Raw genomic sequence first — 12,410 nt, forward strand, 5'->3', positions numbered from 1 at the left:
CGATATGGTTGGGTTGCTGGCTGTCGCTGTAGTTTCGGCTTCGAGTTTCTTTGGGCAAGCCCAAACTCCTCGTCCAAAGTTTGAAACGTTCGAAGTAGCAACGATCAAGCTGGTACCCTCCGATACAAAGCGGGGCCGATACATCAAGATGCAGGGCACGCATCGCTTTGTCGAGAATGACTACACCCTGAAGCTCCTCATCGCCGCTGCCTATAACCTCAATTCCGAGGCGATTTCCGGTGGACCTGCGTGGATAAACTCGGATCACTATGACATTCTGGCCGTGACGCCCGGCGAGGTGCAACCGACCCGCGATGAGCAGATGGCGATGCTTCGAAGTCTTTTGGCCGACCGGTTCAAACTGAGCTTTCGCCGGCAGCAGAAGGAGTTTTCGGTCTATGCGCTGGAGGTCGCGAAGAGTGGGCCGAAGCTCAAGCCGAGTACAGCAGGTCCAGAAGAGCCGGTTGTGATGGGGCCGGGGCAGGTCTTTCCGCAGCGTATCTTGTTGCCTGCGCGGAACGCCACCATGAAGGATTTCACTTCTTTGTTGCAGCGGGCGATCCTTGACCGACCTGTGGTCGACCGAACAGGTTTGACAGGACGGTATGACTTTGAACTGGAGTGGGCACCGGATGAGAGTCAGTTTGGTGGCGATGTTCCCGCTGCTTCCGCCACGGCGCCGAGTTTGCCGCTCTTCTCGGCGATGCAACAGGAACTTGGTCTGAAATTGGAGCCGACGAAGGCTCCGATTGATGCGCTTGTTGTGGATGCGGTAGAGAGGCCTTCGGAGAACTAGGCCCGTCTGCTTCCTGACGAATCCGGTTTGTGCGCCCCGCGCGACCCCACCCTTTCGCGATAAGGCCGCGAAGAATGGGGCACAGGCCTTACCAGGTCTTCCAGGGGGCTTTGCCTTTGCTCCAGAGATCTTCGAGCTGCTGTTTGTCGCGAAGGGTATCCATTGCCTGCCAGAATCCATGATGGAAGAACGCCTTCACTTCGCCTTTGGCGACGAGAGACTCCAGCGGTTCCCGCTCGAACATCCATGTGTCGTCCTTGATCTCTTCGAGGACCCGTGGAGAGAGCACGAAAAAGCCGCCGTTGATCCAGCCGCCTTCGTCTTTGGGTTTTTCTTGGAAGGCATAGACGTGATCGTTTTTCAAACCCAGTGCGCCAAAACGAGCCAGAGGCTGAATCGAGGTGAGTGTGACCTCTTTGCCATGAGTTTTGTGGAACTCGATGAGGGCGTTGATGTCGACATCCGCTAAGCCATCGCCGTAGGTCATGCAGAAAGGCTCGTTTGGATCCAGATACTTGCCCACACGCCGGAGACGGCCGCCCGTGCCGGAGTTATCGCCCGTGTCCACCAGCGTGACGCGCCACGGCTCTGCTTCACTCTGATGAACGGTCATCTTGTTTTCCTTCATATCAAAGGTAACGTCCGAGGTGTGCAGGAAGTAGTTGGCGAAGAACTCCTTGATGACATATCCCTTGTATCCGCAGCAGACGATGAAGTCATTGATGCCGAAGTGGGAGTAGATCTTCATGATGTGCCAAAGGATGGGCCGGCCACCGATTTCTACCATGGGCTTGGGGCGAACAGAGGTTTCCTCACTAATCCGTGTGCCAAGACCGCCTGCGAGAAGAACTGCCTTCATACTGATAACCTCGCGGGTTCCGCATCTAAAGGTGGAACCGCATAACTTTGGATGCTGAAAGTGGTTGTGCACGTAGGAGATAGCTCCCAGCCTGCAGACCGCATCCTATCGAGTATGACACGGCCCAAGGCTTTTCCTTTGTGTATCCTAGAGCGAGACCAATGACTGACAGAGCACAGCAACTTAGACAGCAGATCCTTGATTTAACCTTAGAATTTCAAGCCGAAGCCTTCCCCAAGAGAGAGTTTGTGCCCGGAACCAGCACTGTGCCTGTTTCCGGCAAAGTGATTGATGGAAACGATATCGCGGCGGTAGTGGACTCTGCCCTCGATGCATGGTTCACGACCGGCCGCTGGGCCAAGGATTTTGAAAAGAAGCTGGCGCGTTTTTTTGGTGTGCGTTCCGCCTCTCTGGTGAACTCCGGTTCGAGCGCCAACCTGGTGGCTTTTGCCGCTTTGACGTCACCCAAGCTGGGCGACCGCCAGATCAAACCCGGCGACGAAGTCATCACCGTTGCGGCAGGGTTTCCGACGACGGTCAATCCCATCTTTCAGATGGGCTGCGTTCCGGTATTTATCGATGTCACGCTGCCGACCTACGAGGTTGACGTCACCAAGCTTGAAGCGGCATACAGCCCGAAGACGAAGGCTGTGATGATCGCCCATACGCTTGGAAACGTCTTCGATCTCGAAGCGGTCTCCGCGTTCTGCAAAAAGTACAACCTCTGGCTAGTGGAGGATTGCTGCGATGCGCTCGGTTCGACGTACAAGGGACAGAAGGTGGGCACGTTTGGCGATATCGCCACAGTCAGCTTCTATCCTGCGCATCACATCACCATGGGTGAGGGTGGCGCGGTCCTGACAGACAAGCCGGCGCTTCAGGTCCTGATTGACAGTTTCCGCGACTGGGGCAGAGATTGCTGGTGCGAACCCGGCGTGGACAATACCTGCGGCAAGCGCTTCGACTGGCAGCTCGGAACATTGCCCTGTGGGTATGACCACAAGTACACCTACTCGCACGTGGGCTACAACCTGAAGGCGACGGACATGCAGGCGGCTCTGGGCGTGAGTCAGATTGAGAAGCTGCCTCACTTCATCGAGCGTCGCAAGGAGAACTTTGCTTATCTCAAGAATGCGCTGAAGCCGGTAGAGGATGTGCTGATTCTTCCCGAGGCGACGAAGGACTCCGATCCGAGCTGGTTTGGATTTCCGATCGGCGTTCGGGAAGGTGCACCTTTTTCCCGCGACCAGATGACAAAGATGCTGGATAGCGCGAAGATTGGAACCCGGAATATTTTTGCCGGAAACCTGATCCGCCAGCCGGCGTATGAGGGATTAAATTTTCGCGTTGTTGGGGAACTGACCAATACGGACTATGTGATGAATCACGTCTTCTGGATTGGGGTCTTTCCCGGTTTGACGGAACCTATGCTGGAGTACATCGCGAAGACGATGATTGACTTTGTTGGGACGAGCAAGCTCCTTCCCATCACGCCTTCCAATTAGGCATCTTACGGAGCATGCCACCAGAGTGGCCATAAGGACCGAATCATGAATTTGCGCGAACGAAAGATGTACGAGCTGTTGAAGAAGGGCAAAGAAGAGTACGGCTACGTTGCCGTCAAGGCCGAGTACGAGGCCGAAGGTACCCGTGTGGACGAACTTCTTCGCCTAGTCGAGATCTGTCGCAAGGCCGGTTTGAAGCTTGGCATCAAAATCGGTGGATGCGAAGCGATGCGTGACCTGATCGAGACGAAGCAGATCGGTGTGGACTACATCATCGCTCCAATGATCGAGAGCCGCTATGCGTTGTCGAAGTTTGCTGAGGCCGTAGACAAGGTTTACCCAAAGGACGAACAGGGCGATACCGATTTCCTATTCAACCTGGAGACGATCAACGCTTTCGCGCACCTGGACGAGATGGCGGACTTTACCAAGTCTGCGCCAGAGCTGGCGGGCATCGTCTTTGGACGAGTCGATTTCTCTCTCTCAGCCGACCTGGGACGCGACGCGATCAACGGACGCGAAGTCACGGACTACGTGCTGAAGACCGCCGAGGCCTGCAAGGCTCGTGGTCTTGATCTTGTCGTGGGCGGGGGCGTTTCGAGCGACTCCATTCCCGTATTACGCGAGATGCTTGCGGTGCATCTCACGCGATTCGAGACGCGCAAGGTCATCTTCGATGCGCAGGCTGCAAAGGAAAAGCACATCGACCAAGGACTTTTGAATGCCGTGCATTTTGAGTTGCTGTGGCTCCTGAATAAGCGTGATTACTACGGGCAGATTCAGCAGGAAGACTCCAAGCGCATCGACATGCTCGAAAAGCGGTGGGCGGTCTTGAACCGGTAATGGCGCGAGCGGAACACCTCCTGGTATTTGGCGCGAGCGGAGCCATCGGCTCTGCCATCTGCGCACTGGGCGTGCAGAAGGGCTGGAAGGTCACAGGTGTCTCCCGCACCACGCCGGACGAGTTTGTGGCAGGGGTCGAGTATCTTTCTCTCGATCCCTTTGCTGCGGAGTTTGACGGTTCGCGGCTGACACGCTCTGCGAAGTTCACGAGCGTTTGCTGGGCGCAGGGGACAAACACGAACGATAGCGTGCGCACCGTGAATGAAGAGACGAACCTGCATCTTTATCGCGCCAATTGCCTCTACATCCTGGTTACGCTGAAAGCTCTGCTGGATCAGAATGCGTTGGAGCCGGGCTCGCGCATGTGCGTCATCAGTTCGATCTGGCAGGAGCTTGCGCGGCAGAACAAACTTTCCTACTGCATGACGAAGGCTGCTCTGCAGGGGCTTGTCCTCTCGGCTTCGGCGGACCTCGCTGCGGATGGACATCTGATCAACGCGGTTCTTCCGGGTGCTCTCGAAACTCCGATGACGCGGAAGAATCTCACCGCGGAACAGATTGAGCGGCTGACGTCCGCGACGCAGTTCGGTCGGCTGGCTACGCTGGACGATGTTGCGTCGGTGGTCTGTTATCTCTGTTCGCCCGAAAACACGGGCATAACCGGGCAGTTTGTGGCTGCAGATCTGGGGTTCAGCCGTGTCCGCATCGTTTGAGATTGAATCGTCCACAGGGAGCTACCGCGTCGAGGTGCAGCGTGGATCGTTCGCGCATTCGCTCGCTTCGTTTGAGAAGAGCGCGGTCGTTGCCGACTTGTTCTTTGAGCCGCGTTTCAAAGACGCTGGCGCAAAGGCAATCTTCGTAGAAGCCATCGAAGAGAACAAGAGCCTGGATGCTTCTCCTGCGCTGATCGAGCGGATGAGGGCGAGCGGAGCGAACCGGCAGACGCAGATGGTCGCGGTGGGCGGCGGTATTATCCAGGACCTCTCGGCGTTTATCGCGTCGGTCTACATGCGGGGTTTGAAGTGGACCTACATGCCCACGACAGTGCTGGCCATGGTGGATTCGTGCATTGGCGGTAAGAGTTCGATTAATGTAGGACCGTATAAAAACCTGGTGGGAACGTTTCATCCTCCGGAAGTCGTGCTGATCGATCCTGATGTGATCGAAACGCTGCCGGAAGACCAGAGGGCCAGCGGCCTGATCGAAGCGGCGAAGATTTGTTTCTGCCGGGGGGACGAAGCCTTCGCAAAGCATATGGCAGCGGGGCCGTCGACGAGCATGTCCGCGGACGCGTTGGAGCAGGTGATTGTGAACAGCCTGCTTTCGAAGAAGTGGTTCATCGAAATCGACGAGTTCGACAAGAAGGAACGGCTGCTTCTGAACTTCGGACATACCTTCGGGCATGCGATCGAAGGCGCGACGCACTTCGGAATCTCGCACGGTATTGCTGTTGGCTTAGGCATCGTGTGTGCGTTGGAGTTCGAGCGTGGCCGTAGCGTGGACTACTCCGGCTGCGCGCGGGTGGCTCTGTTGGAAAAGCATCTGAACGAGATGGTACGGTCTTCGCCTGAAGTTGCGGCGGAGTTGAAAAAAATGCCAATGGACGATGTGATCCAGCGATTTGAGAGTGACAAGAAGCACGGTACAGACTTTTACGCGCTAATCCTTGTGGAGCCGAATGGCGATGTGGTGCTTCGTAAGGTAGACCGCAGCAGCGAAACGTTAGCTGCCGTAAGGCGCGCGATCGAAACGATGATTGAGAGATACGCATGACGCAGAGAACGAACGAGACGATGAAGTACAGCGATGTACTGGCGCAGTGGCTGGTGGATCTGGGATACACCCACTGCTTTTTTGTAGCGGGCGGAAACATCATGCATCTGTTGGAGAGCTGCAGCCATAAGCTGACGTGCATTCCCGTGGTGCATGAAGTCGCGGCTGGTATCGCGGCAGAGTATTTCAACGAAGTACACCTCGGCAGCAAGGCCTTTGCGATGGTAACGGCTGGGCCGGGGCTGACAAACATCGTGACCGCCCTCGGCGGGGCCTACCTCGAAAGCCGGGAGCTGCTCGTCATCGGCGGCCAGGTGAAGACCGCCGATCTGAATCGTGGCGAAGTAAGACAGCGCGGCATTCAGGAGATCGATGGCGTGGCGATTGCCGCCGCGGTTACGGAGAAGTCGATTTTGATGGAGGAGGTCGTAGATCGCGCCGAGTTTGCGGAGATGACCTTCTGCGGACGATCCGGACGCAAGGGGCCTGTCTTTCTTGAGATTCCGCTCGATGTGCAGGGCGCGCGTGTCGACCCGGTTGCGCTGACAAATAAAATTCCCTCGGCAGTGCCGTACTTTGAAGCCGTTGCGCCGAGTGTGATCGCTGAGATTGCAGCGAAGCTGAAAAAATCCGAGCGTCCCGTCATTCTGCTGGGAGCGGGCATCGATCGCGCGACGACGGAAGCAATGCTCGGTGATCTGGAGAAGCTCGGCGTTCCCGTGATGGCTACGTGGAATGCGATGGATCGCGTTCCCGCCGACCATCCGATGTACTTCGGACGTCCGAACACCTGGGGCCAGCGGTACTCGAACATCCTTCTACAGCAGGCCGATCTGGTGATCGCTCTGGGAACTCGCCTCAGCCTGCAGCAGACAGGCTTCAACTGGCAGGGATTTGCGCCGGTGGGTGAAGTGGTGCAGGTGGACTGCGACCGCGCGGAGTTGCAGAAGGGGCATCCGAAGGTAGATCTTCCGGTATGCGGCGACGCAAATGCCGTGCTGAAGGAACTCGTGAAGACGGACGCTGGCGATCATTCGGCCTGGGTCTCCTTCTGCCGCGAGGTGCGCTCTGCTATCCCCTTGGTCGAGCCGGTGAACAACACCGGCGAAGGCTACCTTTCGCCCTACAACTTTGCTGAAACTTTGAGCGGCATCACGACCGAACAGGACATCGTGATTCCTTGCTCCAGCGGAAGCGCCTTCACCGTGATGATGCAGACCTTCGCGCAGAAGCGTGGACAGCGCGTGGTGACGAATAAAGGCCTCGCCTCGATGGGCTATGGCCTAAGCGGAGCCATCGGTGCTGCGCTTGCGGGCAAAGGACGCAGGACGATTCTGGTTGAGGGCGACGGCGGGTTCATTCAGAACCTGCAGGAACTCGGCACAGTGGCCGCGAACAAGCTGAACCTGAAGATCTTTGTCTTCGACGATCACGGATACGCTTCGATCCGCATGACACAGATCAACTACTTCGGCGGACGCTACGTCGGTTGCGACACGGAGACGGGCCTTGGCATTCCGAAGTGGGAGCCGCTCTTCGAGGCGTACAGCATTCCCGCGATGCGCGTTGGGATTGGCTATGAGAATGATCCCGAATTTATCAAGCGGATGTCAGCTCCCGGACCAGCGGCTTTTCTGGTACACATCGATCCCAAGCAGACGTACTTCCCGAAGATTGCGAGCCGCGTCACCGCATCGGGCAGTATGGAGTCAAATCCGCTGCATCTCATGACGCCCGATCTGGACGACGCAACGGCAGCGAAGGTGTTTCGCTACGTTGCCGGGCCTGTGACAGAGAAATAACGGGTGCGAAGGTGACACAGCCGATTGCCAACTCGGACCTCGATGCCATCCTTCAGCAGACGGTGGGGCTATGGGAGGAGATGCGTGGCGAGCGCGTCTTCATCACCGGAGGCACAGGATTTTTTGGCGCGTGGCTGCTGGAGAGCTTCGTTCATATCAATCGCATACTAGGATTGAATGCGCGCGCGACGGTGTTGACGCGGGACGCGGAGCGCTTTTGTTCGAAGTGCCCGCAGGTCGCGGCGGATGCGGCGATCGAGTTCGTGCAGGGCGATGTGCGGGACTTCGCGTTTTCCGAGGGCGAGTTCAAATATGTAATCCATGCCGCCACAGAAGCCAGCGCGAAGCAGGCCGCGGAAGAGCCTTTGGAGATGTTGACGACAATTCTTGCCGGGACAGAACGCGCGTTGGAATTTGCTTCGACGCATGGGACGAAGAGATTTCTACTGACCAGTTCCGGTGCGGTCTATGGCAAGCAGCCGCCGGAGATCGTCCATCTGCCGGAAAGTTATCCTGGCGCTCCTGATCCTACCCAGGCAGGAAGCGTCTACTCCGAAGGCAAACGTGCAAGCGAACTGATGTGTGCGCTGTATGCGAACACACGCGGTTTGGAGTGCGCGATTGCACGCTGCTGGGCGTTTTGCGGACCGCATCTTTCGCTCGACGCGCACTTTGCCATTGGGAACTTCATCCGCGATGTGATGGCCGGCGGCCCAGTGAAAATCGGCGGAGACGGAACGCCGACACGGTCGTATCTCTACGCGGGGGATCTGGCGGCATGGCTGTGGACGATGTTGTTCCGTGCGCCGAGTATGGTTCCGTACAACGTCGGTTCTACGGAAAGTGTCAGTATTCGTGAACTGGCTGAGATGGTGTGCAACGCCCTGGGATCGGATGTCGAGATCCAGATCGCTGCCAAACCGGCTGGTGGCAGCATCTCACGGTATGTACCCGATGTGAGCAGGATCAAGCGTGAATTGGGGTTGCGCCAGACCGTGTCACTCGAAGAGACGATACGGCGAACGGCGGCGTGGTACGGTTGGAGGTCGAGATGAGGAGCGTTGACCGGATGAAGAAGATCAGCGTAATCAGCCCCGCATATAACGAATCGGGCAACGTGCAGCCTCTGGTAGAGCGTGTGCGCGCCGTCTTTGCCGGGCTGCCGCAGTATGAGTACGAGCACATCATCATCGACAACGCTTCGACCGACACCACCGTGGATGAGCTTCGCGCCTTAGCGGCGGAAGACCCGCACGTGAAGGTGATCGTGAACGCCCGCAACTTCGGTCATATCCGCTCGCCACACCATGCTCTGCTGGAAGCGGACGGCGATGCGATGATCGTTCTGCTGAGCGACCTGCAGGACCCGCCTGAGTTGATCGCGGAGTTTCTACACGAGTGGGAGCTGGGTTGGAAGGTCGTCGTCGGCGTGAAGACGTCGAGCGAAGAGAGCGGCCTGATGTTTCACATTCGCACGGCATATTACAAGCTGGTCGAACGCCTGACAAGCGTGAAAGTACTGCGCCATTACACAGGCTTCGGCCTCTACGATCGCCAGGTGATGGAAGAGGTGCGGCGCTTCGGTGACCCCTATCCATACTTTCGCGGCATGATTGCGGAGATCGGTTTTCCGATCAAGCAGATCGCATATGGGCAAAGACGGCGTGAGCGAGGCATCACCAAGAACAACTTTTACACGCTGTACGACATGGCGATGCTGGGCATTACGAATCTCTCGAAGGTGCCTCTGCGTGTTGTGACCTTTGGTGGTTTCGTCTTTGCGTTCCTCAGCCTGATCGCTGGTCTGCTTTACCTGGCGGCGAAGCTGCTCTTCTGGAACCAGTTTGTTCTGGGTCTTGCTCCAACGATGATCGGTTTGTTCTTTCTTGGATCGGTGCAGTTGATCGCCATTGGCATCATCGGCGAGTACATTGGGTCCATCCATACCATCGTGCAGAACCGGCCATTGGTCACAGAAAAAGAACGCATCAACTTCGATCAGTAAGTAAGGCGGACACGTGCAGATTCCGAGTGGCGAGAAGCTGCGATTTCTGGTGGCCGGTGGATGCAACACTCTCTTCGGGATCGCGGATACCTTTGCGATGACGCACCTGATGGTGCTCGCTTATCCCACGCAGCCGGCGCTGATGACCTCCGCGGGCATCGCGGTTTCCACCGTCCTGAACATCACAGTCTCATTTTTCAGCTATAAGCTCTTCGTCTTCAAAACGAAGGGCAATACTCTGAAGGAGTATCTGCGCAGCCTTCTGGTCTATCTGCCGAGCCTTGCCATCAGCATGTTGGTGGTGGTGCCGCTGACGGTCTGGTTGCGGCACGCCCTTCCAAATCCCGCGCGCGCGCCGTTGGTTGCCACGGGTATGATTGTTGCGTTTACCGTGGTGATGAGTTTTCTGGGTCACAAACACATCACCTTCAAAAAGAAGACCGTGGATCCGGTGGGCGCGGTCGATACGGAATAAGGAGTTTGCCGATGCGGAATGGATTGCGTTTTGGTCTTGCAGCTATTTTGGGGATTGCGCTAAGTGCGGGGGGACAGGCCGTGGTGATGGATAAGGCCGTAGCGGACGGACATGTGGCCGTGCCGCTTTGGAGTGGGGCTGCTCCCGGAGCGCAGGGAACCGCATCAGCCGATATTCCTACGCTCACGACGTATCTGCCCACTTCCAATCCCACAAAGACGGCTGTAATCGTCGCTCCGGGTGGAGGCTACGCGCATCTCGCTCTGGACCACGAAGGCGCGCAGGTGGCGCAGTGGCTGAACGCGCATGGTGTTGCGGCATTTGTGCTCACATACCGGCTGGGGCCGAAGTATCACCATCCTGTAGAGCTTGGCGACGCGCAGCGGGCGATTCGCACAGTACGCGCCAGTGCGGAGAAGAACGGCATCGCGACAGATCACATCGGGATGCTGGGCTTTTCGGCAGGCGGGCACCTGGCTTCTACGGCTGGGACGCACTTCGATGCGGGCAACGTGACTGCGACGGATCCAATTGAGCAGGTTTCGTCTCGCCCCGATTTTCTGGTGCTGGCATATCCGGTAATCTCACTGCGACCAGCGGTGGGACATGTGGGGTCGGCGAAGAATCTGCTCGGGGACAATCCCGATCCGGCGCTGGTGACTCTGCTTTCGAACGACGAACAGGTGACGCCGCAGACGCCGCCCTCCTTCATCTGGTCGACGACGGATGACGCGACCGTGCCTGTGATGAATAGCGTCTTGTTTTACAGCGCTCTGGTAAAGAACAAGGTGCAGGCCGAGCTGCATATCTTCCGCCACGGAAAGCATGGATTGGGGCTGGCGCAAGGGGATGTCGATATCAAAGTTTGGCCGGACCTGTTGCTGCATTGGATGGCGGCAAATGGTTGGGCGCAACTGCCCGCTGCGCAGTAGGAAGCGTCCTGTGCCCCATCTTTTGCGATAAAGCCGCAAAAGAATGGGGCACATAGGGAGCTACTCGTAGCGGAGGGCTTCCGCAGGGAGGACACGAGCAGCCGAGGCCGAGGGATACAGCGTCGCTACCAGCGAAACGGCGAGAGAGACGGCGGAGACGATGACGCCGTCAATCGCGCGCGGCGCAAAGGGCAGGTAGTCGATCGAATAGACCTCTGCCGAGAGCTGGATGAAGTGATAGTGGCCGCCCAGAATGGCGGCGGTATATCCCACGAGCAACCCGAGCGCTGTTCCGAGTATTGAAATGAGCAGCCCCTGTGCCAGAAAGATGCGGCGAACCTGGTCCGCACGGACACCGAAGCTCATCAGGACAGCGATGTCGCGGGTCTTCTCCATCACCATCATGGTGAGCGCGATGAGGATGTTCAGGGCCGCGACACAGACAATCAGACCGATCACGATGAAGGTAACGATCCGCTCAAGCTCCAGGGCGCGAAAAAGTTCGCGATTCTGCCCCATCCAGTTTGTAGTTTGGAAGCCGGGACCGGCGGCAGCTTCGATCTCTTTGGCAATTTTGTCGGCATGGTAGAGATCGTCCACCTTGAAGCTGATGACGGAGATCAGGTCTGGCTCGGTGAAGAGTTTCTGCGCATCTGCGAGGCGGAGGAAGGCGTAGCTGGAGTCGTACTGGTAGAAGCCGGAGTGAAAGACGCCTGCAAGCCGGTAGCGCTGGTACTTGGGAATGAGGCCGAGGGGGGTAAGTTCCCCCTGCGGCGAAGTGACAAGGACTGTATCACCTACCCGTGCTCCAATGGTTTCGGCGAGATCGCTGCCCAGGACGATAGGAAGTTGGGCGGAGCTGGTTTGGTCGAGGTCCGCAGCCGAACCCGTCTTTATGGATTGCAGCAGGTCGGAGACGGTGCGTTCGTCGGCGGGGAGGACGCCTTTAATCAGTCCGCCGCCGGAGCGCGGACCCCGCGAGATAAGGACCTGTCCGTAAAGGCCGGGCGCCGCCGCAGTGACGTGAGGCAGCTTCCGCATGCGTTCCAGAAGAGGCTTCCAGTCCCGGATACCATCGGCGGCGACCCGCATCAGGTCGACGTGGGCCGTAGAGCCCAGGAGGCGCGACTGCAGGTCTCGCCGCATCCCATTGGTGATGGCGAGCGCCACGATCAGCGAAGCTACGCCCGCCGCGACCCCGACAACAGAGATGGCCGTAATGACACCGACCACCGCCTGGCGGCGTTTTGCGCGGAGGTAGCGGGCGGCGATAAAGAGTTCAAAGCGCATAAGTGATTCACAGCGCATGGTTTCATGCGATCTCAAACTACGACGCCGGAAGGAGAACCTTTCGGCAAAACGTCACGTCTATTCAGAGTAGAACTCTGCCGCCGTTCGTGCCAGAGTGATTCAGGTAGTA

General features: G+C 57.6%; 12 protein-coding genes. 10 read left to right on the top strand and 2 right to left on the bottom strand.

The features are described 5' to 3' along the window. The first annotated feature begins 4 nt into the window (after positions 1-4). A complete protein-coding gene (locus ACIPR4_RS07355; RefSeq protein ID WP_013568028.1) occupies positions 5-796 on the top strand; it encodes a TIGR03435 family protein in 792 nt (263 codons plus the stop codon). Positions 797-884: 88 nt separating this feature from the next. Here ACIPR4_RS07355 and rfbF read toward each other — a convergent pair whose 3' ends face one another. Beyond that, on the bottom strand, positions 885-1,655 hold the full coding sequence (rfbF, locus tag ACIPR4_RS07360) for a glucose-1-phosphate cytidylyltransferase (RefSeq protein ID WP_013568029.1): 771 nt from the start codon (positions 1,653-1,655) through the stop codon (positions 885-887). Between the two features lie 161 nt (positions 1,656-1,816). Between rfbF and rfbH the strand changes: the two genes are divergently transcribed. Genes rfbH through ACIPR4_RS07405 form a run of 9 tightly spaced genes read left to right on the top strand, consistent with a single transcriptional unit; the run spans position 1,817 to position 10,990 of the window. Next, complete coding sequence (gene rfbH / locus ACIPR4_RS07365; RefSeq protein ID WP_013568030.1) at positions 1,817-3,160, top strand: lipopolysaccharide biosynthesis protein RfbH; 1,344 nt, start codon at positions 1,817-1,819, stop codon at positions 3,158-3,160. Positions 3,161-3,205: 45 nt separating this feature from the next. Beyond that, the gene (locus ACIPR4_RS07370) at positions 3,206-4,003 is read left to right on the top strand and encodes an aldolase/citrate lyase family protein (RefSeq protein WP_013568031.1); all 798 of its coding nucleotides are present in this window, start codon (positions 3,206-3,208) and stop codon (positions 4,001-4,003) included. Next, positions 4,003-4,716 (top strand): SDR family NAD(P)-dependent oxidoreductase, encoded by a 714-nt coding sequence (locus ACIPR4_RS07375; RefSeq protein WP_013568032.1) that lies wholly within the window; start codon positions 4,003-4,005, stop codon positions 4,714-4,716. Before ACIPR4_RS07370 ends, ACIPR4_RS07375 begins: the two co-directional genes overlap by 1 nt. Then, complete coding sequence (locus ACIPR4_RS07380; RefSeq protein ID WP_013568033.1) at positions 4,700-5,776, top strand: 3-dehydroquinate synthase; 1,077 nt, start codon at positions 4,700-4,702, stop codon at positions 5,774-5,776. The genes ACIPR4_RS07375 and ACIPR4_RS07380 overlap by 17 nt, the downstream gene beginning before the upstream one ends. Further along, positions 5,773-7,578 carry a thiamine pyrophosphate-binding protein gene (locus tag ACIPR4_RS07385; protein WP_013568034.1) on the top strand — a complete coding sequence of 602 codons (1,806 nt, stop codon included), beginning with the start codon at positions 5,773-5,775 and terminating at the stop codon, positions 7,576-7,578. The genes ACIPR4_RS07380 and ACIPR4_RS07385 overlap by 4 nt, the downstream gene beginning before the upstream one ends. Before the next feature lie 11 nt (positions 7,579-7,589). Then, positions 7,590-8,633, top strand: coding sequence for an NAD-dependent epimerase/dehydratase family protein (locus ACIPR4_RS07390; protein WP_013568035.1), 1,044 nt, complete (start codon positions 7,590-7,592; stop codon positions 8,631-8,633). Positions 8,634-8,647: 14 nt separating this feature from the next. Beyond that, positions 8,648-9,583 (top strand): glycosyltransferase family 2 protein, encoded by a 936-nt coding sequence (locus ACIPR4_RS07395; RefSeq protein WP_013568036.1) that lies wholly within the window; start codon positions 8,648-8,650, stop codon positions 9,581-9,583. Positions 9,584-9,596: 13 nt separating this feature from the next. Then, positions 9,597-10,058, top strand: coding sequence for a GtrA family protein (locus ACIPR4_RS07400; RefSeq protein WP_013568037.1), 462 nt, complete (start codon positions 9,597-9,599; stop codon positions 10,056-10,058). Positions 10,059-10,069: 11 nt separating this feature from the next. Further along, complete coding sequence (locus ACIPR4_RS07405; RefSeq protein ID WP_013568038.1) at positions 10,070-10,990, top strand: alpha/beta hydrolase; 921 nt, start codon at positions 10,070-10,072, stop codon at positions 10,988-10,990. Between the two features lie 60 nt (positions 10,991-11,050). On the opposite strand, the gene ACIPR4_RS07410 is transcribed toward ACIPR4_RS07405, so the two are convergent. After that, positions 11,051-12,280 carry an ABC transporter permease gene (locus ACIPR4_RS07410; protein ID WP_013568039.1) on the bottom strand — a complete coding sequence of 410 codons (1,230 nt, stop codon included), beginning with the start codon at positions 12,278-12,280 and terminating at the stop codon, positions 11,051-11,053. Between the last annotated feature and the right edge of the window lie 130 nt (positions 12,281-12,410).

This window comes from Terriglobus saanensis SP1PR4, from assembly GCF_000179915.2.
In the GTDB taxonomy this organism is placed as follows: domain Bacteria; phylum Acidobacteriota; class Terriglobia; order Terriglobales; family Acidobacteriaceae; genus Terriglobus; species Terriglobus saanensis.

Excerpts from the sequence above, each read along its gene's own strand:
- ACIPR4_RS07355 (WP_013568028.1), top strand. The coding sequence starts at position 5 with ATGGTTGGGTTGCTGGCTGTCGCTGTAGTTTCGGCTTCGAGTTTCTTT.
- rfbF (WP_013568029.1), bottom strand. The coding sequence starts at position 1,655 with ATGAAGGCAGTTCTTCTCGCAGGCGGTCTTGGCACACGGATTAGTGAG.
- rfbH (WP_013568030.1), top strand. The coding sequence starts at position 1,817 with ATGACTGACAGAGCACAGCAACTTAGACAGCAGATCCTTGATTTAACC.
- ACIPR4_RS07370 (WP_013568031.1), top strand. The coding sequence starts at position 3,206 with ATGAATTTGCGCGAACGAAAGATGTACGAGCTGTTGAAGAAGGGCAAA.
- ACIPR4_RS07375 (WP_013568032.1), top strand. The coding sequence starts at position 4,003 with ATGGCGCGAGCGGAACACCTCCTGGTATTTGGCGCGAGCGGAGCCATC.
- ACIPR4_RS07385 (WP_013568034.1), top strand. The coding sequence starts at position 5,773 with ATGACGCAGAGAACGAACGAGACGATGAAGTACAGCGATGTACTGGCG.
- ACIPR4_RS07395 (WP_013568036.1), top strand. The coding sequence starts at position 8,648 with ATGAAGAAGATCAGCGTAATCAGCCCCGCATATAACGAATCGGGCAAC.
- ACIPR4_RS07405 (WP_013568038.1), top strand. The coding sequence starts at position 10,070 with ATGCGGAATGGATTGCGTTTTGGTCTTGCAGCTATTTTGGGGATTGCG.
- ACIPR4_RS07410 (WP_013568039.1), bottom strand. The coding sequence starts at position 12,280 with ATGCGCTTTGAACTCTTTATCGCCGCCCGCTACCTCCGCGCAAAACGC.